We start from the raw sequence: 24,783 nt of genomic DNA, 5'->3' as shown, positions 1-24,783 counted from the left end.
GTGACAGCCCAATGAATACAAAAGAACAGCTTCTTAAAGAACTCAGTATGGAGCGCGCAGTCCCAGCAACGCGTAGCAAACGTGTAGTCTGGCCGGTTTTTGCTGCAGGCTTATTAGTTTCCTTGCCTGTCGTAGCCTATTACCAATATTCAAATATTGGTGACACTAGTAAATCGGTAGCACTGGATAGCAAAAGCCTCGTGCTCGATGCCGCACCAGAACTAAAGGATACCTACACTCTCGAAGCTAGGCCAGTCTCCGCCCCTAAATCTTCTACAGACACTTCACGCGAATTGAACGCGCGCGCCGCTCTTGAAGCATCTGGCTACATAGTTGCACGGCGCATGGCGACCGTTTCCGCTAAAAATTTCGGCCTAATCACTAGCATTAATGTAGAAGAAGGCACCTATATTAAAAAAGGGGAAGTGATTGCAACCCTAGATGACGCTCAAGCTAGAGTCGATCTAGAACTGCTGCAATCGCAATCTAAAAGTTTGCTTTTAGCAGTTCACACCAAAGAATTAGAGTTAGAACAAGCACTAAATGTGTTGGCACGTGAAGAGCAGTTACATTCCTCTGGCTATTCCAACGATGCAAACTATTCCCGCCTAGGTACCCAGGTTAAAAGCTTACAGAATCAGATTGAAGTCGCCCAATCTCAGTACGAGACATCAATCGTGCAAGTTAAAAAACAGCAAACACTACTTAACGACTACGTAATAACGGCACCTTTTTCAGGGGTTGTCACAGAGAAAAATGCACAGCTAGGGGAGATCATCTCGCCGAGTACAGCGGGTGGCGGTTACACACGTACCGGTTTATGTACGATCGTTGACATGGACTCATTAGAGATCGTCGTCGACGTTAATGAATCGTTTATCGAAAGAATCAGTAAAAATCAAAAAATTGTCGGGGAACTCTATGCCTATCCTGGCTGGAAGTTTAGCGGTCAGGTTGTTCGTATTATTCCCACTGCAGATAGAGCTAAAGCGACCATTCGCGTACGTATAAAGATAGCCGATGTAGATTCAAAAATTCTTCCCGAGATGGGCGTGAAAGTTAGTTTCGCGCCCCCCAAAGCCTAGAGCCAGGTGCAATCATGAAAGATGCGATTTTTACTCTTAAAAAAGTTGATAAGTTTTACAGCGATTCAAATGAGCGCGTCGGTATTTTCGACAAGCTAGATATGACCATAAAAGATGGTGAGTTTTGCGCAATTCTCGGTCCAAGCGGATCGGGGAAAACAACTTTACTCAACATACTCGGCGGCGTTGACACGATTAATAGTGGTGAAATTTGGTTTCGCGATACTCGTATCGACAATCTTAACCAATCACAACTCACCCGTTGGCGCGCCCAGAATGTCGGCTTTATTTTCCAACAATTTAATTTAATTTCGCTGTTAAGTGCACAGCAGAATGTTGAGCTGCCTCTGCTTATGACCAAGTTAACCCGAACTGAACGTCAGCGTAAAGTTGCTGCGGCTTTAGAACTTGTCGGGCTGACCGATAGAGCCAAGCATAAACCTGCGCAGCTTTCCGGCGGCCAGCAACAGCGCGTCGCCATTGCCCGTGCACTGGTTGCGGATTTACCGGTATTGCTTTGTGATGAACCTACAGGAAATTTGGATCGCGACACGTCTAATGAAGTATTGGAAACTCTGCGTCTGCTAAATAAAGATTTTGGTAAAAGCATCATCATGGTAACCCATGATCAAACCGCGCAAAGCTTCGCACGCACTTCATTCCGGCTCGACAAAGGTACCTTTATCGAAGAAGTGTTACTTGCCTGTGCGTAAGATACAGATCACACCCACTTCATTGGAGCAGATCCAACAGCACGCTACGCGCTGCTACCCCGATGAAGCCTGTGGTTTGCTCATTGGCGCCACAAACGAATCTACGACCGAAAGACAGTACGTAAGCACTACAATTCCGCTAAACAATGCGGCCAATAAAAGCGATCGCAGCTGGCAATTTAGTTTCGCTGCTGATGCGCTGGTAGCCGCAAGTCACCATGCGAGAATGATGGGTTTAGATATTGTCGGTTTTTATCATAGCCATCCAGATGATATTGCCAAGCCGTCCCAGGCGGATTTGCGCGAGAGCAACCCTTGGCCGGGCTATAGCTACCTTATTGTTAGCGTAAATGCAGGAGTTGCGGAAACGCTAACAGCGTGGAGTCGTAACAAGGATCACTGGAACGAAAATACGATAGAAATCGTAAATGCTGAATCAACACACCACTCACAACAGGACACTATGACCATGACGACTATTCTCATTCCTGGCCCGCTTCGCTTACACACAGATGGTCAGTCTGAAGTGGAAGTTAGCGGCAAAACTGTCGGCCAAGCGCTTTCTCATCTAACCGAGCAGTTTCACGACGTAGGCAAGCAGCTATTTTCCGAAGCCGGATCATTGCATCGGTTTGTGAATATTTTTCTCAACAACGATGACATCCGAATGTACGACGGGCTGGATAGTGCTATCGCCAATGGCGATGTCATTGAAATTCTTCCAGCAATTTCCGGCGGTAGTCATTTTCAAGACCTGCGAGAACGCTTACAAAAGAGCATTCCGCATCTCACACCTCAATCACTTCAGAATTTAATCGTAGCTGGCGAATCAGTGGTCATTATTGATGTTCGTTCGCACGATGAACGCGCGCAAGGGTTTATACCCAGCTCTATCCATATTGATCGTAGCGTTCTGGAGATGCAGGCAGAGCGCGAACTCAAAGATCCGCACGTAAAGGTTGTAGTAACATGCGCTAGCGGCTTGCGATCGTTACTCGCGGCGAACACACTACAAACTATGGGCTACACCAATGTTTACAATATGGAACAAGGATTCGAAGGATGGAAAGCTGCCGGCTATAACTTTATTCAACCTAAAAGCCTAGACGAAAGCCAACGTCAGCGTTACCTGCGCCACATTACTTTACCCGAAGTTAAAGAAGAAGGTCAGATAAAACTACTGGAATCTCGCGTACTCTGTATTGGCGCCGGCGGACTTGGCAGCCCAATATTGATGTACTTGGCGGCGGCCGGCGTCGGCACCATCGGTATTATTGATGACGACATTGTCGACGCGTCTAATTTACAGCGACAAATTATTCACACCACCGATACGATTGGGAAACCAAAAACGGAAAGCGCGCGCGCATTCATCGAGCATTTAAATCCCGATGTAAAAGTGGTCGAGCATCAAATACGGCTGTCGGCTGACAACGCATTATCAATATTTGAACAATACGATGTAGTAGTCGATGGTACCGACAACTTTGCCACACGCTACCTTGTAAACGACACCTGCGTTAGACTGGATAAGCCTTTTATTCACGGCTCAATATTCCGCTTTGATGGCCAAATGAGTGTATTTTGGCCGTCTAAGGGGCCCTGTTATCGATGCGTTTATCCATCGCCACCGCCACCAGAGCTAGCGCCATCATGCAGCGATGCGGGTGTATTAGGTGTCTTGCCCGGGGTGATAGGAATGCTTTGCGCGGTTGAAACACTGAAGCTTTTACTCGACATAGGTCGTCCATTGGTCGGCAAAATGATCAGCTACGACGCCTTGAATAGCCGCTTCCGAGAGCTGAATATACACAAGGACGAAAAGTGCGAATGCTGCTCAAACAATACTGCAGAGATTGAACTTGCCGACTATCAAGCTGTTTGTAGTGCTAGCTAAAGTATTGATGGGGGGTTAATGGTTGACGATTACTAATTCAAAAGTTCTTATTTCGAATGCCCATACTTGTAACGCTTAGATTTGCAGTCTTAAGAATTACACTAGCGCTATCAGGATCGGGGTGCGATGTTTAAGCCTTCAGTTCCAACGTTTGGTCTTGTCCTTCTGGGCAAGACCATCGGACAAACCTCACCACTACCGCAAATCTTTCCCCAAACTATTACGATCTTATATCCGCCACATCAGCGCAAACCTGTCGCGCAATTCCTCTTGCCCTAAAAAATTCACGATTTTGGACAGTCTACTCATCAGGCATTATTGTTCACTATTAACGTTAACGAGCTCCCGATATCTGCTAGTTTAAGCGATAATTACCGATAATAGACGCCAACTTTGATTAATACTGTCTGTAAACTCCGCACCAACAGCTATATGCTTGGCCGAATACTTTAATTAGCGTTAGTTTTCTATTGTATTGTATTAATCGGCTGTGCTAGTTTCTTCAAGCCGGTAGCGATTCAGTGTTATTAAATGCCAGTGCGTCTTTTTAATTTCCGTATCAGCAGGGCTACCCCAAACTAAACCGTTGGGCTCTATCTTTATTAGAATCGTCTTCTTAAAGGCAATACCGATCTTGAATAACAATAAAATAGGTTAGATCCGACAAATTAGTTAGGAAAGGATAACACCACTAATTAACCCTGTATGAAAGTAATCGCTTATGAACATTCACATGGATGAGCTTTACGCTCTGATCGATACCCTTTCTCAAATCAAGACAACAACCGAAATCGAAGAGATTTGCTTAAAATTCTGTAAGCTTTGCGACCTCGAGTTTTATTTGTTTGGTGTCTGTAATGCCACGTCGTTGAGTGCCCCACAAATATTCACTATTTCAAACTACCCCACTGACTGGACTGAGGGATACTTTGAAAACGATATGCAAAAAAGCGATCCAGTTGTTCGTTACTGCTTCGACAATACCGTACCCATTACGTGGAATCGCCTAATGCGTATGGATAAGTACTGCGATGCGGTTGGAGTACAGTTAATGGAAGCCGCGAAAGCTCGCGGTCTTGTAGATGGCTTATCGGTACCCGTAAAAGCACCGTCCGGTGAAGTGTGTATTCTTAGCCTCGCCAGCACGGTTGAGCTAGATCTCGACCAACGCTTATTGAACGCGCTGCCTTTTGCTCAGTACTTTAGCTACTCGCTATTTGAAACCTACCTAAAGCTAAATATCGATCGCTCCCCCTTAGATCCCTTAACTCCTCGCGAACAGGAAAGTCTATTTTGGGCATGCGAAGGAAAAACGGCCTGGGAAATGTCGCAGATCATGAATGTTTCCGAACGTACCGCTATTTTTCACCTTACCGGTGCAACCAAAAAACTCGGCGCGGCCAACCGCCAACACGCCGTTGCAAAAGCCATAATGTATGGCCTAATTAAGGCTATGCCCTAGCGCCGCCTCCGGCAAAGCGTTTTCTATTGGCCGTAAAATTAATTGGGTACAATTGCCCATTGACGAGCTATTTATCAACTGCCAATTACTCAAGGGCAAATGGGGTACTGGCGGTGTAAGCCCATTTAAACTAGAGGCTGGCGTCGTTGGTACACAGTCAGCTACGGCAAGGTGATGAATAATTTCGTTACACAGATTACTCTCTATCATCTCCGCCAAAAAGCGTACATCCACTATTGCGACAACACTGCAGCGCCTTTCGGTGGCGCAGTGTTTGAGTATCGCCGCAAACGACTGCACATCATTTACTTCGTAAAGTTCCAACAACTCCCCAGAATAATTATCTTCCGACAGAAGCGACACAGCATCAGCCTGAGAGGTTGAATAGCAAATCGCGCGAGACTGATTTACCAACTCATCAAGCTGTGCACTAAACCCAAATTCCTGCTCGAAAGTTTTAAGTGGTATCGAATTACCGGTCATATCAGCCGCTGACACAGCGGTTACCCACGGCTGTAATTGACGCATGACCTTTGCGGGCCCCAAAGCCAATTCAATTGCAGCAGCACTAGATGGAAGGTACACCACTTCGCCGTGCCAACCACCTATCCAATCCTGCCAATAGTGGCTCGCTTCAGCCATCTCATCGTTTCTATAACAGATATAAACTATTGCGCAACTGGAACGTTCAAGTGCTTCAGTCAGACCCTGCACATCCATAATTCGTGGCAGAGGTTCAAGAGTCATTACAAGCGAATGTAGCTTATCCCCGTAGCGGTCAATCACCGCTGGCAATGTTAGGGGATCGGCACCTGCAATCATGCCACCACTATTTAGATGGTTATAGTTTTCGTCTGTTAAGCTCCAGCCAACGCCAGCGCGACGAGAATTTTTTTGCGCACTGGTGAGCGCCAGATTAATGGCGTTGTTAAGTACGCGTGCGGGTTTATCGTTTGAGGATAAATTCTTCAACTCTGCCTCGGACTTCTAGTAAGGAGAAAAGCAACAACCGGTTAACCGGCTGTTATATACGAACGTAATACAACAATAAATTATCGCTTGTGCACGGCACGACGAAATTCACATCTAACCTTTGTTCGCGTGATGAAGCACAATTTATCAATGCTTAAGGTATCTGCCTACCTGTCAGTAATTGCAGGTAGCAGATACAGACTCTATTTTCATCACACGGTTAAACCCATTCACTTACGGTCGACTTTCAAAATTTATTAACTTCTGTGTAAATTTAAAATTGTCGGAGTCGTTTCACTACCTGCAATCAATATTTAGTTCGCCATCATGAAGGCCACTCCAATTACCGCGTCACGCATCACAAAATAATTATTGTTACCGCCTTACTTTCAGTAAATCTCCTCTCCTATATCAGCAAAACGAACTACACAAACTCCCGTTATTCACACTTCCTATATGCCACTACGGCTATCCCAGCACGCCCCTAGGTACTACCTGCAAGATCTAGCAGGTCGCAAAAAACCAGACCGTAAACGACTGATTTTAAACGGTATTTTTCAACACCACTCCGAAAGTGTCACTTCTGACAGCTAACCAGCACCCCCCCTAAAAAATAGATTGGACCTCGCAAACAAACACGGAGCGAGACCAATCATGAACACCACAATCTTTACTACCGAAAATTCAGCCGACGCCAACAACCTTTCAATCATCGATGGCATATTAAAACTTCGCCACGAAACATTTATTCAACGACTCGACTGGGAAATCCCTTCAGAAAATGGCCGTGAGCGCGACCAGTTTGACGAACTCAACCCGCACTTTATTGCCGTTACCGATGAAACACAGGAAGTAAAAGGATGCTGGCGTGCACTGCCAACTACAGGCGACTACATGCTTAAATCTATTTTCCCGGAATTACTTCAAGGCGAGACCGCACCAGAACGCGAAGGGATATGGGAAATCAGTCGCTTTGCAGTAAAGAAAGGATCGGCTGATAAGGCAAGAGGAAATTTCGGTAACGTTACGTTGGATTTGGTGAGATCTTTTTACGATTTCGCGAAAGAAAATAATGTAAAAAGCTACGTCACAGTTACAAGCTTGGCCTGTGAGCGTTTATTGCGACAGCTAGGTGTAAACGTTCGTCGTATGGGAGAAGGAAAAATGAAACAAATTGGAGTTGAGCGTACGGTCGCTCTTTGGATCGAAGTGAATGATAACCTCAATATTGTGAGCCATTAATATCAGCCAATGTTTTGTTACAAACAATTTACAGGGCGGTGTATACACCGCCCTGTAAAAACATACTCGGTTAGCCTGTTAATATCGAATGCTTAGGATAACCGGAGTATTATTGCTGGGCTTTCTTTGATATAGCTAAACGCTACACCTCTACATCCGCCAGATTCCCCTTTGACTCCAACCACTGCTTGCGATCGGGAGAACGCTTCTTTGCCAGTAACATATCGAGAATTTGATGGGTATCGTCTTCAGCGGAAATCGTCAGCTGGACTAATCGGCGCGTATCGACAGCCATGGTTGTCTCTCGCAATTGTAGCGGGTTCATCTCACCCAGCCCCTTAAAGCGCTGCACATTCACCTTGCCTTTTTTCTTTTCGGCAACGATGCGCTCGAGGTAACCCTGCTTTTCGCTTTCATCCAATGCGTAGTAAACATCCTGACCAATATCAATACGGAACAAGGGTGGCATCGCCACATAGATATGCCCTGAATGAACCAACGCCGGAAAGTGCCTTACAAACAACGCACATAACAAAGTGGCAATGTGAAGGCCATCAGAGTCGGCGTCGGCGAGAATACAAACCTTGTGGTAGCGCAAATTAGTGAGGTCATCGGAACCGGGATCGATTCCCAGCGCAACGGAGATATCGTGAACTTCCTGCGACGCCAATACGTCTTGGCTATCGACTTCCCAGGTATTTAGAATCTTTCCGCGCAACGGCATGATAGCTTGATGCTCGCGGTCGCGGGCTTGTTTTGCTGAACCGCCGGCTGAGTCCCCTTCCACAAAAAATATTTCACTGTTAGTGGGGTCAGCAGACGAACAATCGGCGAGTTTTCCCGGTAGCGCGGGGCCAGCGGTAATGCGCTTGCGTGCAATTTTTTTGCTTGAGCGAACGCGTCGTTGCGCATTATTAATGCAAAATTCGGCGAGCTTATCACCATCTTCTGTGTGCTGATTTAACCAGAGGCTAAACGCATCTTTTGCGACACCGGACACAAATGCAGCAGCCTCACGAGACGATAGACGCTCTTTGGTTTGCCCGGAAAATTGTGGGTCGGCCAACTTAGACGAGAGCACAAAACAACAGTTACTCCAAATATCATCTGGAGTAAGTTTTACCCCGCGTGGAATGATATTGCGAATTTCACAGTAATCGCGCATGGCGTCCATCAAGCCACTGCGCAAGCCATTTACGTGGGTGCCGCCTTGAGCGGTAGGAATTAGGTTAACGTAGCTTTCTTGGATTACCTCACCGCCTTCTGGCAACCATTGTACGGCCCAATCAGCCGCTTCGGTGGTACCGCTAAAGCTACCAATGAAAGGGCTCGCCGGTAGTGTTTCCCAACCTTGAGTCGCGGCAACTAAGTAGTCTTTTAAGCCGTCTTCGTAGTACCAAGTATCGACATCGCCAGATTGCTCATCGGTAAAGACAACTTCTAAGCCGGGGCAAAGTACCGCTTTTGCGCGTAGCACATGACGCATACGCGAGACAGAAATTTTAGGCGAATCGAAATATTTGGGGTTGGCCAAGAAGCGAACGGATGTGCCCGTATTGCGTTTACCGCAGGTATCAATCACATGCAGGTCTACGGTTTTGTCACCATTTTCAAAACCGATGCGATAAACCTGACCATCGCGTTTAATCGTCACTTCTAATATTTGCGACAAGGCATTCACAACGGAAATCCCAACGCCGTGCAAGCCACCGGAAAACTGATAGTTTTTATTCGAGAATTTTCCACCGGCATGGAGTGTAGAAAGAATCACTTCCACCCCCGGTTTTTTCTGTTCCGGGTGTAAATCTACTGGCATACCGCGGCCGTCGTCACTCACCGTTACCGACTGATCTTTGTGTAGCACCACTTCAATTTTACGTGCGTGCCCAGCTAGCGCCTCGTCGACGCTATTGTCGATAATCTCTTGGGCTAGGTGGTTGGGGCGAATTGTATCGGTGTACATCCCTGGGCGTTTTTTAACAGGGTCTAGGCCTGTCAGTACTTCAATATCTTCTGCGCTGTAATTTGCCATGTCGCTCTAGTTACTGCTCTTATTGTTGAGGTATGGAGTGTTTTGGTTTAGACGTATTTCGATTTAAGCTAATCGTTATTAGGCTTCTAAAAATTCTATGATCGCGGGCAACCAATCTTGATAACCGCTAAAGCTATGATCGCCGCCCTCTTCCACTAGCTGTTTACAGGCTCGGTAACGTTGCACTGCATCGCGGTAGTCCAGCGTTTCATCGCCAGTTTGAACCATTAACCAGTATTTTTCGGGGTGCGTTAATGTAGCACAATCCAACTCTGCCAGCTTGTCGATATCGGTTTGATCAAGCTCGTAAGTGTCGTCGGAATAGTAGCTTTGGAATGTTTCGCCAACCCAACTACTAAAGCGAGTGTGTGGCGCCACGGCTGGATTTATAAGTACAGCCTTGTCTGCGCTGCATCGTTCAATTAGATGGGTAGACCAGAAGCCGCCTAACGAACTGCCGATTAGATACACCGTTTGGGATTCTAATGTCTTTATTAATCCCTCAAGTTTGGCCTGCGCCAATTCTGAATACGCACTTAAACTAGGGCAATAGAACTCGATATCTGGGCGATTTTTTGCTAGCCATCGTTTGGTAATTTGAGCCTTTGCTGACTTCGGTGAACTGAGAAATCCATGTACATAAATAAGTGCTGCCATAAAACTCACCGAAATTACGTATTTAAGATACTGATTTGCTCAACACTAGAGCGACTGCGAGACCCGCTATTGTACCTGTCATTCGCCGGTTAGTGGCGATCGCAGCCGCTACTATAATCACCACGCTCAGCGCGCTGCGTTGATGTTAGTTTCAACAATTACATCAGTAACGGCAACTTCAGCAGCAAGCTCAACCACAACTGGGCTGGGGGCATCCAAGCCTACAGCGCGAGTATGGGCTGGAGCAGTAGCGATACCAACAAACAAAACAACGTCGACGATAGTTAGAGTAGTCAATATTTTCCACATGATTGCGATTCCTTCTAGGTTAGTTATGCCAAATGGCATTCGATTTAAATTGTTAGTATTAATAAGTACCTTATGAAGGGCTCAGTAGTAGCCCTGCACCACCAACACACATCAACATAGTGTACTAGTGTGGTGGTACACTATTCTCGAGAGCGGTCGCTGTCAACAGTTTTTTAATAATTGGATAAAATTGGCGCGCAGAATTGAAAAACCCCGCTATTGCGGGGTTTTTTAGGAAGGGTTAGCCCGATAAGGCTTAATTAAAATGTACTCAATAGCCGGAAGAGGCGAAGTCGATTTTATAGACTTTTTGACGTACTCGGCTTACCTGAGTGGCAAAGTGGCCATTTGCATGTAGCTCGAATCGACGATACCCAGGCATCGCTGTATCCACCGCGAATTTGTCCGAGTGGGGTAGAAACTGAATACAGGTTGAGGGGGTAGCAAGTAGCTCGACACCATTGCGCTGGCTGTTGTGATACTGGTGGACATGCCCCCAGCAAATAGCCTTAACGTTAGGGTGGCGGTCAATAACACTGAAAAAGTCTTCATGGTTGCGCACCACATAGCCATCAAGCCAAGCACTGCCAACCGGTACCGGCTGGTGATGCAGAAACACCATCGCAGGTAAGCGCGGATAGGCCGCGAGCTGCTTGTCCAAGCGTTCCAATTCATTAGGAGGCAAGTCGCCACCTTCTTCCATTGGTATACGCGAATCGAGAAATATCATATTCCAGCCACCACGCACACAGTGAGCTTCTATCGGTAAGCGCGCCACCTGATCCATATTCATGGGTTCGTCGTGGTTACCAGGGAGCCATGCCAGTGGGGTGTTGGGGAAGTAACGTTCAATAATATGAATAAAGCGCTCGTAAGAAGCAACCCCGCCGTCATTGGAGATATCTCCAGTGGCGAGGATCATATCTGGCGCCTCGTTGGCCTGAAGCAGCTGCAGGACGTCGTATAAGCTTTGGTCTGTATCTAGCCCTAAAAGCTTTTCGCCTGGCTGACTACCTAAGTGACAATCCGTTATCTGTAAAAGTCTAAATGGTCTCATAGCGCCACTCGCAATCCTTGTTATCCTTAATACTTAGCTAAGATACTCAGCGAAAGCGCGTTGAGGCTTAAGCTCTTAAGTTCTTGTCGCTTGTATACCTAGCATTCACGAATCGACCAAAACTGGGTTGAATGATCTCCAATTCGCGTTTGAAGGTTCTATAAATTAAAAGCCCCGCATCGAAGAGCCGTGTATCTGTAGACAATAGTTTGGGCCGATTTTGCCGAAATGCGTAGAGGCTATTTCTTGGTTACGCGAACCACTTCACAATTGTATGGCTGTGCATAACCCTGCTTGTGACAAAATTCCAACCACTCGCCAAGGAAGCGATTCAACTCTAGTTTTTCGTCGGCGTGGTACATCTGCGGGTTGGGATACTCGTACTGAGGACGCCAGTTCCGATGCCTATCCCAAGACACGATTTCGGCCATATTGGCATCGTGATATAACCGCACCACTAATCTCGGTGGCTGTAAACCTTGCTGCCGCTGCACAACCTCAACGGTTGTCGTATAGGGCGCAGCATCCAGCACAGTAAGCTGTACCACGAACAAGCCGCCAGCCCCCAGGGCAAAAGACCAATCGCGAGCACCTTCATCCCACTTTGGCATCAGCGTAAGCATGCGATGAAAGTTCAGCTCGCATTGAGCATGGTGACTTTTAATATCGACAGAGATATTTTTTTTGGGGGTTAGTTTAGTCGGAGTGGGCATAGGCGCGAACGCTGCTTCCACTGCCGGCGCGCTTGCAGAACTGTGCTTCTCGACGCGCTCAGACCTACCGTCTGGCTTAGATGAATCCACCATCGCTTTTTTGATACCTCAAAGCGACTGCTCACGCAGGCGCGACCGATTTAATTGCAGCCACTGCAAACCCAAAAGGGTTGCCGCATTATTGGTGCGATTGCTGTACATGGTTGCGAACACCTCTTCGGCGGGATGGACAGAAAAGCGGATGTCTTCATGCTCTTCCGCCAAACCAAAGTGACCACCCGCGTCGGTTAGGTCGCATAATGCACAATATAGGTGAATCTTTTCGTTACAACCACCCGGCGATGAATAATAGCTGGTGATATACACCAACTCAGCGCCAACAATACCGGCCTCCTCTTCCAGCTCGCGAGCGATTAAACCATCGCCGCTCTCACCCGGCTCCATCATTCCCGCAACGGTTTCCAGGCACCAAGGGCCGTAGGGAGAATCCAGAGCTCCGATGCGAAATTGCTCGATCAATCCAACGAGATCCTGTTTACGGTCATAGACAATAGCTGCGGCTGCTTCGCCGCGATGAAATAACTCGCGCGAAATAGGCCCCAGCCACCCGCCAGCAAAGGTTTTGTGTTTGAGACGTAAGTGGTACATCTTGAAGAATCCATCGTAGACAATTTTATCGTCTTCCACTTCAAAATCATCTTTACCGTACTGCGTTTTCTCTAACGGGTTTGCCATAATCATTCCAGTTGCTGCCGATTAAATTTGCGCTTAACGCTCAGTGCGTCAAACGCAAAAATCACGTTTATTTAAAAATCAACGTATCTTTAATTCAGCTACACTTTCGAATATATCTCACTACCAGCCGCGCGAAACTCTTCAGATTTTTTCTGCATTTCCGATTCAACATCAACCAACCGCACAACGGCTTCTTCGGGAATCGCTTGAATATCCGTGCCTTCTCGCGCAACGTAATCTCGGACTTCCTGAGTAATTTTCATTGAACAGAACTTTGGCCCGCACATTGAGCAAAAGTGCGCAACCTTGGCGGACTCTTTAGGCAAGGTTTCATCGTGATAAGAGCGGGCAGTATCCGGATCTAAACCCAAATTAAATTGATCTTCCCAACGGAATTCAAATCGCGCCTTTGACAAAGCATTATCGCGCAACTGAGCGCCCGGATGCCCCTTGGCCAAATCGGCCGCGTGGGCGGCAATTTTATAGGTGATAATACCTTCTTTAACGTCGTCTTTATTCGGTAACCCCAAGTGTTCTTTCGGCGTAACGTAGCAGAGCATGGCACAGCCGTACCAACCGATCATCGCAGCTCCAATACCCGATGTAATATGATCGTAACCCGGTGCAATATCCGTAGTTAATGGGCCAAGCGTATAGAACGGCGCTTCGCCGCATTCTCTCAACTGCTTGTCCATATTCTCCTTGATCATTTGCATCGGCACGTGACCAGGGCCTTCAATCATCGTTTGCACATCGTGCTGCCATGCAATTTTAGTAAGCTCACCCAGTGTTTCCAACTCGCCAAACTGCGCCTCATCATTAGCGTCAGCAATGGAGCCCGGACGCAAACCGTCGCCCAGAGAGAAGCTCACATCGTAAGCTTTCATAATTTCGCAAATGTCATTGAAATGGGTATATAAAAAGTTTTCTTTGTGGTGAGCCAAACACCACTTAGCCATTATCGATCCGCCGCGCGATACAATACCGGTAACCCGTTTGGCTGTTAACGGCACATAGCGCAATAACACACCGGCGTGAATCGTAAAGTAGTCCACCCCCTGTTCCGCTTGCTCTATTAACGTGTCGCGAAATATTTCCCACGTTAAGTTTTCAGCAATGCCGTCGACCTTTTCAAGCGCTTGATATATTGGCACCGTACCGATTGGCACCGATGAATTACGAATAATCCATTCGCGCGTTTCGTGAATATTTTTACCCGTAGATAAATCCATTATGGTATCGGCACCCCAACGAGTACCCCACGTGAGCTTTGCCACTTCCTCTTCAATAGAAGAACCCAGTGCGCTATTGCCGATATTGCCGTTAATTTTTACCAGAAAGTTACGGCCAATAATCATTGGCTCTAGCTCGGTATGATTAATATTGGCTGGGATGATGGCGCGGCCGCAAGCAACTTCTGAGCGCACAAATTCCGGCGTAATTTCATCGGGGATATTTGCACCAAACGATTCACCAGAGTGCTGATTTTCTAACACACCCTGTTCTCGGGCCTGCTGCCAACTCATATTTTCGCGGATGGCAATGTATTCCATTTCTGGGGTAATAATACCCTGACGTGCGTAGTACATTTGCGACACGTTAGCACCGGGCTTGGCCTTGCGCGGCGTGCGTAAATGTTCGAACCGAAGGGTAGCGAGTTTTGAGTCGTTTAAGCGTTCGTTTGCAAAATCTGAACTCTTACCACTAAGAAATTCGGTATCGCCACGCTCTTCAATCCAAGTACTACGAATATCCGGCAAGCCAAGACGTAAATCAACGCTAACACTGGGGTCGCTGTAGGGGCCAGAAGTGTCATAGACACGTACCGGCGGATTCTTCTCGCCGCCCAATTCTGTAGGCGTATCGTCAAGTGATATTTCGCGCATTGGCACCCGAATATCGGGGCGCGAACCTTGAATATAAATTTTTTCCGAACGCGGGAAGGGTTTGATTGAGGAAGCGTCAACCTCGGCGGTTTGACTTAAATAGGTATCGTTTTTAGTGTCTGTATTACTGTCCATTACTCTCTCTCTAACGCGTCAAAAAAATGATTTAAGGGGCCGTTTTCAGGCACAATATTTAAGCTGTCGGCGCCGGCTAAAGCGCCACTGACATAGGTTTTTGCTAGACCTATGGCTGTAATTAGGTCTTCGCCTTGCGCGATATACGCCGAAATTGCAGTTGCAAGCGTACATCCGGTTCCGTGACTGTTGCGAGTATCAACACGCGGCTGCCGAAAAAATAACGGCTTGGGGTAAGCATTGCTCACAAAGCAATCACTTGCGTTTGCACTTTCTAAGTGGCCACCTTTTAACAGTACCGCCGCGGCGCCAGTCGCTAACAGTGCTTGTGCCTGCGTTGCCATCTCGGCCTCGCCGCCTGCTAGGTCGCAACCCAACAAGGCACTTGCTTCGGCTAAATTAGGCGTAATCAAACTCGCCTGACTTAAAATCTGCGCGGAATAATCAGTCAAGTTCGCCGATAATAGATTGGCACCTGTGGTTGAACGCAGTACAGTGTCGACGATTAGCGGCACATCGACCCGCGCGCGGTAGTCGCGCAAAAAACTCGCTAAACCTGTAACAATTTCCGGGTTGGCAAGCATACCTAGTTTGATTACGCTGGGCGTAATATCAGCTAGCACCTGTTCCAATTGGCCCAATAACTGCTGAAGGGAAACTGGCCATACAGCACTTACGCCGCGGCTATTTTGGGCCGTAATGGCCGTAACCACAGTACAACAATAGCAATTAAGTGCCGCCGCTGTTTTTATGTCGGCCTGTAAACCCGCCCCAGCAAAGGAATCGCTACCGGCAATAGTTAAGATTAAGGGGTGACGCTGTAACATTATAAACTCGTCGCGCGATCGCTTTAATACAGTTCAAAAGCCAAAATGTATTTGCCATTCGCTTGCAATGAACAGTTATCGCTGAAGCCCGAGATGGCCGAGACCGGAGACCAAAGTGAAGGGAGAAACAAAAGATGCGGAAGATCGTCTCGTTCCCTACGCCGGTACTAACCGGATCAGGTCAGCGGGTGTTTCTCAGCCTTCTCCTACTTACGCAGGGGCACCCCGACAAGATTAAAACCTGAACACTCAGGCCAATTGGAGGTCAGTTTATGGGGTGGGCCTCCCACTGTAAACCGAATCTTGCGCGAATATCCTGTGTTGCCGCGCGAGTGAACATATTTTTTGCCCTGTTCTTGCCTTTCGCTGTGCTTGAATAACCGCCGTCGAAAGCCAAAACACTCGGTAAAACACATTGGAAGTAATCATCGATAAGTCGTTGTATTACTCATTACGCAAGCGATAGACAAACAAAGTGAGCCTAGTACTCACTGCTAGTGCTCACTGAGAGCCTGGTGAGATACTACATGCAACCCGAAGCTTAGCTTTTCACTCGCGTTGAGAAGGCCGCATACAAAAAGAAACATTTAACATTAGGTTTAACTAATATAAAATCCCAGCTATTCGCTTATACACTTTCATTGAACCATTAGGGACTTAGGGACTATTCATGATTAAGCATTGTCGCAAGCTGCTTTCAGCAGTGATACTTACCAGCCCACTACTTGCGTTAAGCAGCGCAAATGCCTCCACACTACTTGAGATATATGAGCAAGCGCTTTCCAATGATCACACCTTTAAAGCCGCTCAAGCCGGTTACGCCGCAGGTAGAGAAAACCGCAACATCGGTCGCGCAGGGCTGCTCCCATCTATTAACGCTACAGCAAGCTGGACCGACTCAAGTAGTGACACAACTTACTCAGGTCCAATAGATACCGATGCAGGCATCACCTACATCAACGATCAAAAAAGCAGCGGCGATTCAACACGCACTGGCTACGAAGTCTCGCTGGTTCAACCGCTGTTTAACATGGCGCTCTGGGAAAATTACCAACTGAGTAAAGCAACTGGCGACATAGCCCAAGCTCAATACCGTATGGCCGAGCAAGTATTGATAGTTCGTGTCGCCGAAGCCTATTTCAACGCACTCCAAGCGGTTGATAATTTACAAACTGCAAGAGCCGAAGAAAACGCGCTCTCTCATCAGCTGGAACAAACACGACAGCGTTTCGAGGTAGGACTAACCGCAATCACTGAGGTTCACGAAGCTCAAGCCGTTTTTGACTCAGCCATGGCTGAGCGCATTATTGCCGAGGGATTGCTGGGGATAGCCTTCGAAGCTCTCGAAGTTATCACCGGTCAACCCTACAATGAATTAGCGCCCTTACGTGAGGACGTACCCGTCGCCTTGCCGGTTCCTCAGGAACGCAATGCTTGGGTGGACTTAGCACTTAACAACAACTTCAGTTTAAAAACCCAAGAGCTAACCGCCGAAACAGCTCGACGCACCGCAGCCGCACAAAAGGCTGGCCACTACCCAACCGTAACCGGCCGTCTCGGCATATCCGACTACGACACTAACGCGGGTCAAGGTTTCGATGAAACCGATACTAACAACCAAGGCACATCGATTGGTATTACCGTATCTGTACCTATTTTTAACGGTGGCGGGACCTCCGCATCACGTCGCAAAGCCCAGCAAGAATATATTCAGGCCAAGGAAATACTGAAACAAACGCAGCGTGATATTGTGCAGGCCACTCGCTCTTTACACCTTACCGTTGTGACCAGCGTGACCACCGTTAAAGCGCGCACCCAAGCGATTACATCCAACCAAAGCGCACTCGAAGCCACCCAAGCGGGTTACGATGTTGGCACTCGTGATTTGGTTGACGTGTTAAATGCACAGCGTAATTTATACCGCGCCCAGCGTAATTACCTAGATTCGCTGTACACCTACATACTGACCTCTCTGCGCCTAAAAGAAGCGGCTGGTACTTTATCTGCAGTCGATATCACTGAGCTGAACCAGTGGCTAGATTCTAATCGCACCGTTTCCCGCATGTAATTCCAACATTTAGTCTCGTTGAATAACGAAACTGGGCGGCTGCCGACAACTTTGTCGCAGTCGCCTTTTTTATGCGCTCGTTTTGCCTCCTCGCTGTCACTTCTCCTCACATCCCATGGTCAATAACTTTCCCTTATCCTCTTGTAGGTAGGCTTAGATTCCCTACAGATTTGATCCGAATCAAATCCACCACCACGCCGAACTGTATGCTATGCACCTACTGTCTGTAGGGAATTAGCGGCCTCGCTCATCACATTTTCAATCGTCCTATTTTCTAAAACGATAGTCAGTACCCATAAATCTAATAATGAGATGCCACAGCTAACAGAGTGAGCACTCCCTCGATCAGGAACCACACATGAAAACTCTATTGGTATACGGCCACCTTATTTCTGCGTGTATCGCCGTTGGTGCGATCTTAATGCAGGACCTTGAACTCTGGACCCACAAGAAAAAAGCCTTAACAAAAAATGTATTGCTACAACTCGCCCAAGCGCAAACAACCGTAACTTGGACGCTGGTATTTCTTTGGATAACTGGATTGGCACTGGTGGCACTCGGTTATATTAACCAGCCCGAGGTTTATCTCACCAACCAAAAGTTGTGGGTCAAGTTTGCGGTTGTTATTGCATTGACCATCAATGGTTTTGTATTGCACCACTACAGCTTACCGAAATTAAAAGAGGGCGTTGTGATCGCGGCTATGCCGGCTCGAGATTCAATACCACTAACCTTGACAGGTGCTATATCGATCGTGTCCTGGCTCTATGCTTGCTTTTTAGGTATAGCTAGGCCGTGGAATTACACCTTGGATTTTGGCAGTATTTTTGGGGTTTACTTAGCGATTTTAATTGTGAGCTGTATTGTTGGTTTACAAATAATGAAGCTTGGCCGCTCGGTAACACTGGACAGCCCAACAAACGCCTAAGCCTGTTAGCGCTGATAACTAACAACTAGAAATAAAAGTAAAAACGAACAAATACAGCACTTAAATAAATTGCCGCCTACAGGTAATACAACGTTTATACAACCGACTCGCGGGTGGCCTAATAAGCCCCCGCTTTTTTTATTTAGCCGAACAATACAATTTAACGCTGCTTCTTCTTGGCCTGTTCAAACAGTGCCGCCATAGTTCCGACCGCAGCCGCTTGTGGCTTCGGGCTTGCCTGCTTACGTTGTGCTTGGCTCATACCACCTTCGCGACGTCCGCCTCCGCCAGAGGTTTTTTCGCCCGGCTCGTCGTCCAGTCGCATAGATAAAGCGATGCGCTTACGTTGCACATCAACTTCCATCACTTTTACCTGAACGATATCGCCAGCCTTAACAACTTCACGCGGATCTTTCACGAAGGTATGCGACAGTGCAGAAATATGCACCAAGCCATCTTGGTGGACACCGACATCAACAAAGGCTCCAAAGTTGGTTACGTTGGTAACCGTACCTTCCAATGTCATGCCCGGATTAAGGTCCGATAACTTTTCTACGCCGTCTTGAAACTGCGCCGTTTTAAATTCTGGGCGAGGATCGCGCCCCGGCTTTTCAAGTTCTTGAATAATATCGGTAACCGTAGGGACACCAAATTTTTCGTCGGTGTAGTCAGCCGCTTTAAGGCCGCGCAAAAACCCCGCATCGCCAATAATACCTTTAACTTCACGCCCGTTCTTGGCAGCTATGCGCTCTACTACGACATAGGATTCCGGGTGTACTCCCGAACCATCGAGAGGATTGTCGCCGCCAGCTATACGCAAAAAGCCAGCGCACTGCTCAAAAGCTTTCTCACCTAAACGCGATACTTTTAACAGCTGTTTACGATTATTAAAGGCACCGTTTTGATTGCGGAATTCGACAATATTATTGGCGATACTGTTACTTAAACCCGATACCCGTGCTAATAATGGCGCCGACGCCGTATTAATTTCCACCCCCACACCGTTTACACAATCTTCCACAACCGCATCCAGCGATTTGGCTAAGCGCGTTTGCGATACGTCGTGTTGATACTGGCCTACACCAATCGACTTCGGATCAATTTTTACCAGCTCGGCAAGTGGGTCTTGCAAGCGTCGCGCAATGGACACAGCGCCACGTATGGTTACGTCTAGATCGGGAAATTCCTTCGCGGCAAATTCCGATGCTGAATACACAGACGCGCCAGACTCGTTCACCATAACTTTTTGAACATTCAAATCTTTGTGTGCTTTTAATACATCGCCAACAAACTTATCCGTTTCACGGCTCGCCGTACCATTGCCGATAGCGATTAAATTCACATTATGTTTTTTACATAACGCAACGATTACCGCTTCGGATTCCATAATACGATTTTGTGGTGGCGTAGGGTAAATAGCACAATGATCTAGTACTTGACCGGTCGCATCAACCACCGCCACTTTACAGCCAGTGCGCAAACCGGGATCGAGCGCTAGCGTCGCTTTTTGCCCTGCGGGTGCGGCGAGCAGCAAATCTTTTAAGTTGTGAGCGAACACATCGATCGCATCGGCTTCCGATCTTTCACGCAGGTCGCCGAGTAAATCTGTTTCTAAATGTGTTAGTAGTTTTACTCGCCACGTCCAACGAACAACCTCGGCTAACCATTTATCGGCAGCGCGGCCCTGATCTTCAATTTGCTGGTGCTCCGCGACCATAAGTTCACATGGGTGAACTGTAGCTACCTCGTCCTCTTTGTCACTCATAACAAAGGCAATACTTAAAACTCCCTCGTTGCGACCACGGAACATTGCCAGCGCGCGGTGCGATGGCACCTTGGAGAAAGGTTCGCAGTGTTCGAAGTAATCCTGAAACTTCGCCCCTTCCGTCTGTTTGCCATCAATCACTTTCGCTTGCAGAAAACTTTCATTGCGCAAGAAGTTACGCAGCTTATCGAGTAGTACAGCATCTTCGCTGAAACGCTCCATAAGAATTTGCTTGGCACCATCTAGCGCCGCTTTGGCGTCTTCGATTTTATGCTCAGTGTTAAAGAACGCCACTGCTTCAGCTTCGGGATCTTTGCTCGGATCATTAAAGAGTAAATCTGCCAATGGCTCTAAACCGGCCTCGCGAGCAATTTGCGCCTTGGTACGACGCTTTGGCTTGTAAGGTAGATAAAGATCTTCCAGCTGGGTCTTGGTTAGAGCACCTTTAATTTGTGCTTCGAGCGCTGGAGTTAGTTTTTCTTGCTCTGCAATCGAGGTCAGGATCGTGGCACGCCGATCTTCCAAATCTCGTAAATAGGTGAGCCGTTCGTCCAGTTGGCGCAGCTGGGTGTCGTCGAGACCGCCAGTAACTTCCTTACGATAACGCGAAATAAAAGGAACGGTTGAACCTTCGTCGAGCAGGCCAACGGCGGCGTTAACTTGATGGATAGATGCGTTGAGTTCTTCAGCAATGCGTTGATTAATGCTACTCATGGTGCTGTGTGTGCCTCGATTTGACTGCTTTATCGATTCGCTGGAAAAGCGAGAGAATTTTGAGAGGGGGGGATTATGCGCAACTTTTGGCTGCGCATTCAATCTTGTTTTCGAAGTAATTTGTTGCTAGCCGACCTAGACCACAACCTAGGCGTTTTGCACCGCCCGTAGGCTGCGCAAAACGACCATAGTTCGATCAGTCGTCGCTGTTATCTGCCTCAAAAAACAACCACAACACCTGAGGGTAGGCGCGCTTAAAATCGGCTTCAGTAGCATTAATGTCGTTCAATAACTGGGCAACTGAACCCTCTTCGCACATCCGTGCCTTCACCGCCACCATAACGTCATTGCCCATCTGATAGGTAATAACGTTGTAAAGCTCGGCTATGCGCTTATCGTCGCGTAAGGTTTGCTCCATCGCCATCTGTACCGGTCGATCTACCCCTTGGCCAACCAATAGCTCTTTCACTTCTCGTCCAACCAATATGGCGATAACGATTAGAAACGCGCCAATCGCAATAGAACCTAGAGCGTCGTACAGTGGATTGCCGGTGATCATTGTTGCAACTACAGCCACAAAAGCGGCGGTCAAACCCAGCAATGCGGCCGAGTCCTCACCGAAAACCACAACCAATTCGCTTTGCCGAGACTTGCGAAACCACTGCCACCAGCTGCGCCCATTAAGTTTAGGGCGAACCACCGACATACAGCCCAACAGCGCACCTGCCTCAAGCACCATCGATATCGCCAATACGATTAAAGCTATATGCGGTTTCGCTAAGGGTTCTGGATGGGCTAGCTTGTGAACCCCTTCGTAGATGGAAAAAAGCCCACCAACCGAGAACAACATCACCGCCACAATAAACGACCAAAAGTAGATTTCTTTACCGTAGCCAAGCGGAAACTCGGGGCTTGGCGGGCGCTTGGCGCGCTTGATGCCCAAAAACAACAGTAGCTGATTAGCACAGTCCGCAAAGGAGTGAATCGCCTCTGCCAACATAGCGCCAGAACCGGTAACTACGGCCGCAAATGATTTAATAATTGCGATACCAAGATTCGCCACAAAGGCATACATAATCGTCTTCACGGAACCCGACATATCGGCCATAACAATTCCTACGCTTGATAGTGAGAGAGGCGGCTATGATGGATTTCCACGGCGGACAGTGCAAGTCAAAACTTGCATGTGGTTATCTCGAAAATTAACCTGGCGACTAAACGTCGAGCACCGCTATCAGGCGCGGTGTTCGGCGTGAAGAGATTTGTAAGGAAGAGACTTGGGCGAAAACTGGCCGGTTTCGCGACTACACAGAGGCTCGGGTAGAACTTATGGGCGATGGTTTAGATACGATTTACTAAATGCCTGTTCTTGTTAAGGGGCTAGCGGAAAATGTTTGCAGTAGCCCGACAAGATCTTGAATGGTGTCTTTACCCACATTTTGCGACAACACTTTATATTGCTGATCCACCTTTGGCGCAATTCGATCATGTAGACGCTTACCTTTGGCGCTCAAGCGGATTATTAAAGCACGCTGATCATTGCTATCGGTTTTACGTAAAATAATGCCGTCGCTGTCCAAGCGCGTAAGAATTCGCGATAAGCTGGGGCTCAGTATGCAGCTCTCCATGGCAAGATCCTGCGCATTCATCTCACCTTCTCGTAGCAGCGTTCGAATAACGCGCCATTGTTGCTCGGTTAGCCCAAACTGCTGGAGCACCGGCCTCACCATCGCGATGGAATTTTCACGGGCCTTAAGGAGCAATAACGGAAGAGTTTCATTGTGTAGGGTCATCGAGTTTACCTTGTGCCATTGTTTTCTACTCTGTTAAGCATAGACAAGGAGCGTCGAAGGTGTTGTACGATTTCAGGGCTTTCTTGAATCAATAAACCATAAGAAATTGCTGTTAACTACACGAAACTCATAAGAAAAAACATTTAACCCCAAATTAACCCGTAACGGTGCCCGAGACTATGGGTTGAAATGCGGTAATTCGATCCATCATTCCTGCACTGCCGAGACCGTGGAAAAGCCCGCGATTGGTAAACGCCTGCTCAAATTGCCCTGACTCGCCGTGCAGCGCCATGTAATTAAGCATTACCGTTTGCACTAACAAGTTAACGTTATTCGCCGCAGGGTTGGGTCGATCCGAGCTAGAGCTGGTTTCAACATCACCACTGGCGCGCATATATCCAATTTGCTGATGGATCGCTTGCTCTTCCGGCGTGGCGCCCACCAAGACAGGTCGACTGCCGGGGTTATAAACTAAAAAGAAGGCCGATGCCGTTTGTTGATTGTCACCGGTCCAAACACCTTTACCGCGACCTTCAATCGTGTTGTCGAGCATGCCATTGCTGAATACCGAACCATCACTGAACACGTACATCATCAGTGGCATGTTGTTGCGGGCGGCGTATTCTAAACAGGCCCCCATACAACGGCCTGCGCGCAAATCACGCTGTTCGCCCGTCGCGCGATCGCCCGTATGATAATCGTAGCCGCCCATGGTGACGGTGCCGGCGCCGGCGTAGCCGCCAATCACCAGTTTCATAACCGACGCCGCTTTTTGAAATTCACGATCGTTGTTAAATTCTTCGCTAGTAAAAATACCACCAGGGCCGACTATATCGGTATCTAATGCCGGATCGAGAATGGCGGGGTTAGGGAATTTCTCGGCCAGATAAGCGCTTTTAATATAGGCGCAATGCAACAAGCGTTTTACTTCTGCATCGGTAGACAAGCCGGTGTTAACACGACCCAATTTGGCTTCGCTAATACGCGCCACAGCTTCCATAACATTGACAACCTGCGACTCACTCAAGCTGCCAAAATCACCCACGTCGACCAAACCGGTCACATCGGATGGCCGGTCGATTTTAGTCGGTCGAACCTCGTTGTTAATCATATCCGCCGGCGCCATAGAGTTGCCGCCAGAATCACTACTTCGCGACCCCGCTAGGGTAAGTAATTCACCATTAGCGCCAGCCATATTAATGGCGTACATGGGATTGTGCGGATTGTTGCCGGTATCGTTCTCCGAGCGCGCCGCAATCACGGCGCCATTGACACCTGCACGTGTGGTCAAGGAGGTGCGCTCCAAAATTCCGCGCAAATAGCCGCTATCTGAATGGAACGCCAAACCCAACTGGGTATCGGTATGGTCGCCATTGCTTCCCTCGGCCGGGGTCGCTTCTGGTAAGCCGGGAATCATATCGCCAGGCAAGCCCTGTTTGCTGTAACCAGCGGTACCGAGAAAGTCCATCTGCCCGCCTTGACCGCCAACTAAAACATTAGAGCCTGCGATATTCGCACCGCCGGCAAGGTCAAAACAAATAAACGGGATCTTACCGGCACCTAAGCTAATACCACACTCGTCGAGCATGTCGTTGATGTCGCTCGACAAAGCGAAGGCTTTATTCGGCTTGGCAAACATACTAAAAATGGAGGTGCCAACAACCGACCCAGCACCTGCACGAAAGCCTTGGGCGATAAAGTCTCGTCGCGTTTTGGGGCGATGATGATCCTGATGCAGCAGGGGCTCATCGGGGCTGAAAAAATTCTTACGCTTGGCCATGGGAGTTTCCTAT

At 47.9% G+C, this 24,783-nt stretch carries 20 protein-coding genes and 1 riboswitch; of the genes, 7 read left to right on the top strand and 13 right to left on the bottom strand.

All coding sequences use genetic code 11. The features are described from left to right. Positions 1–11: 11 nt before the first annotated feature. The 4 genes from IDZ20_RS16010 (at position 12) to IDZ20_RS15995 (ending at position 5,157) form a co-directional block, all read left to right on the top strand. Positions 12–1,085, top strand: a complete 1,074-nt coding sequence (locus tag IDZ20_RS16010) for an efflux RND transporter periplasmic adaptor subunit (RefSeq protein WP_188152454.1) — start codon at positions 12–14, stop codon at positions 1,083–1,085. A 14-nt stretch (positions 1,086–1,099) separates the two neighbouring features. Next, on the top strand, positions 1,100–1,798 hold the full coding sequence (locus IDZ20_RS16005) for an ABC transporter ATP-binding protein (protein WP_188152453.1): 699 nt from the start codon (positions 1,100–1,102) through the stop codon (positions 1,796–1,798). Further along, positions 1,791–3,695: a molybdopterin-synthase adenylyltransferase MoeB gene (gene moeB, locus IDZ20_RS16000; RefSeq protein ID WP_188152452.1), complete on the top strand. Its 1,905-nt coding sequence runs from the start codon at positions 1,791–1,793 to the stop codon at positions 3,693–3,695. Before IDZ20_RS16005 ends, moeB begins: the two co-directional genes overlap by 8 nt. 721 nt (positions 3,696–4,416) lie before the next feature. After that, positions 4,417–5,157 (top strand): LuxR family transcriptional regulator, encoded by a 741-nt coding sequence (locus IDZ20_RS15995; protein WP_188152451.1) that lies wholly within the window; start codon positions 4,417–4,419, stop codon positions 5,155–5,157. Here the strand turns inward: IDZ20_RS15995 and IDZ20_RS15990 are convergent. After that, positions 5,137–6,129 carry a hypothetical protein gene (locus IDZ20_RS15990; RefSeq protein ID WP_188152450.1) on the bottom strand — a complete coding sequence of 331 codons (993 nt, stop codon included), beginning with the start codon at positions 6,127–6,129 and terminating at the stop codon, positions 5,137–5,139. The genes IDZ20_RS15995 and IDZ20_RS15990 overlap by 21 nt on opposite strands. Before the next feature lie 654 nt (positions 6,130–6,783). Between IDZ20_RS15990 and IDZ20_RS15985 the strand changes: the two genes are divergently transcribed. After that, complete coding sequence (locus IDZ20_RS15985; protein ID WP_188152449.1) at positions 6,784–7,371, top strand: acyl-homoserine-lactone synthase; 588 nt, start codon at positions 6,784–6,786, stop codon at positions 7,369–7,371. Between the two features lie 142 nt (positions 7,372–7,513). Here IDZ20_RS15985 and parE read toward each other — a convergent pair whose 3' ends face one another. From parE to thiD, 8 genes are all read right to left on the bottom strand, one after another. Then, positions 7,514–9,403 (bottom strand): DNA topoisomerase IV subunit B, encoded by a 1,890-nt coding sequence (parE, locus tag IDZ20_RS15980; protein ID WP_188152448.1) that lies wholly within the window; start codon positions 9,401–9,403, stop codon positions 7,514–7,516. A gap of 78 nt (positions 9,404–9,481) precedes the next feature. Continuing rightward, a complete protein-coding gene (locus IDZ20_RS15975; protein ID WP_188152447.1) occupies positions 9,482–10,060 on the bottom strand; it encodes a YqiA/YcfP family alpha/beta fold hydrolase in 579 nt (192 codons plus the stop codon). 126 nt (positions 10,061–10,186) lie between these two features. Beyond that, on the bottom strand, positions 10,187–10,369 hold the full coding sequence (locus IDZ20_RS15970; RefSeq protein WP_188152446.1) for a hypothetical protein: 183 nt from the start codon (positions 10,367–10,369) through the stop codon (positions 10,187–10,189). Positions 10,370–10,640: 271 nt separating this feature from the next. After that, a complete protein-coding gene (gene cpdA / locus IDZ20_RS15965; RefSeq protein ID WP_188152445.1) occupies positions 10,641–11,426 on the bottom strand; it encodes a 3',5'-cyclic-AMP phosphodiesterase in 786 nt (261 codons plus the stop codon). A 239-nt stretch (positions 11,427–11,665) separates the two neighbouring features. Next, a complete protein-coding gene (locus IDZ20_RS15960; protein WP_245792374.1) occupies positions 11,666–12,232 on the bottom strand; it encodes a DUF1249 domain-containing protein in 567 nt (188 codons plus the stop codon). Positions 12,233–12,247: 15 nt separating this feature from the next. Beyond that, positions 12,248–12,874 carry an NUDIX domain-containing protein gene (locus IDZ20_RS15955; RefSeq protein WP_188152444.1) on the bottom strand — a complete coding sequence of 209 codons (627 nt, stop codon included), beginning with the start codon at positions 12,872–12,874 and terminating at the stop codon, positions 12,248–12,250. 98 nt (positions 12,875–12,972) lie between these two features. After that, positions 12,973–14,895, bottom strand: coding sequence for a phosphomethylpyrimidine synthase ThiC (thiC, locus tag IDZ20_RS15950; protein WP_188152443.1), 1,923 nt, complete (start codon positions 14,893–14,895; stop codon positions 12,973–12,975). Continuing rightward, complete coding sequence (gene thiD / locus IDZ20_RS15945) at positions 14,895–15,722, bottom strand: bifunctional hydroxymethylpyrimidine kinase/phosphomethylpyrimidine kinase (RefSeq protein ID WP_188152442.1); 828 nt, start codon at positions 15,720–15,722, stop codon at positions 14,895–14,897. The genes thiC and thiD overlap by 1 nt, the downstream gene beginning before the upstream one ends. A 136-nt stretch (positions 15,723–15,858) precedes the next feature. Beyond that, a riboswitch (TPP riboswitch) is annotated at positions 15,859–15,960 on the bottom strand. 432 nt (positions 15,961–16,392) lie between these two features. On the opposite strand from thiD, the gene IDZ20_RS15940 reads away from it, so the two are divergent. Both IDZ20_RS15940 and IDZ20_RS15935 read left to right on the top strand, forming a co-directional pair. Then, the gene (locus tag IDZ20_RS15940) at positions 16,393–17,790 is read left to right on the top strand and encodes a TolC family outer membrane protein (RefSeq protein ID WP_188152441.1); all 1,398 of its coding nucleotides are present in this window, start codon (positions 16,393–16,395) and stop codon (positions 17,788–17,790) included. Between the two features lie 358 nt (positions 17,791–18,148). Then, on the top strand, positions 18,149–18,718 hold the full coding sequence (locus IDZ20_RS15935) for a DUF2214 domain-containing protein (protein WP_188152440.1): 570 nt from the start codon (positions 18,149–18,151) through the stop codon (positions 18,716–18,718). A gap of 160 nt (positions 18,719–18,878) precedes the next feature. Here the strand turns inward: IDZ20_RS15935 and IDZ20_RS15930 are convergent, their stop codons facing one another. The 4 genes from IDZ20_RS15930 to IDZ20_RS15915 all read right to left on the bottom strand — a co-directional run bounded on the left by IDZ20_RS15930 (position 18,879) and on the right by IDZ20_RS15915 (position 24,770). Further along, positions 18,879–21,197 carry a Tex family protein gene (locus IDZ20_RS15930; RefSeq protein WP_188152439.1) on the bottom strand — a complete coding sequence of 773 codons (2,319 nt, stop codon included), beginning with the start codon at positions 21,195–21,197 and terminating at the stop codon, positions 18,879–18,881. Positions 21,198–21,393: 196 nt separating this feature from the next. Then, positions 21,394–22,305: a cation diffusion facilitator family transporter gene (locus tag IDZ20_RS15925; protein WP_188152438.1), complete on the bottom strand. Its 912-nt coding sequence runs from the start codon at positions 22,303–22,305 to the stop codon at positions 21,394–21,396. Between the two features lie 247 nt (positions 22,306–22,552). After that, positions 22,553–22,990, bottom strand: a complete 438-nt coding sequence (gene hpaR, locus IDZ20_RS15920; RefSeq protein ID WP_188152437.1) for a homoprotocatechuate degradation operon regulator HpaR — start codon at positions 22,988–22,990, stop codon at positions 22,553–22,555. Between the two features lie 154 nt (positions 22,991–23,144). Then, positions 23,145–24,770, bottom strand: coding sequence for a general secretion pathway protein GspF (locus IDZ20_RS15915; protein ID WP_188152436.1), 1,626 nt, complete (start codon positions 24,768–24,770; stop codon positions 23,145–23,147). Positions 24,771–24,783 lie beyond the last annotated feature (13 nt).

It is taken from the genome of Teredinibacter waterburyi, assembly GCF_001922985.1.
In the GTDB taxonomy this organism is placed as follows: domain Bacteria; phylum Pseudomonadota; class Gammaproteobacteria; order Pseudomonadales; family Cellvibrionaceae; genus Teredinibacter; species Teredinibacter waterburyi.
The sequence above is the reverse complement of the archived record's forward strand: the minus strand, read 5'-3'. Positions and strand labels throughout refer to the sequence as shown.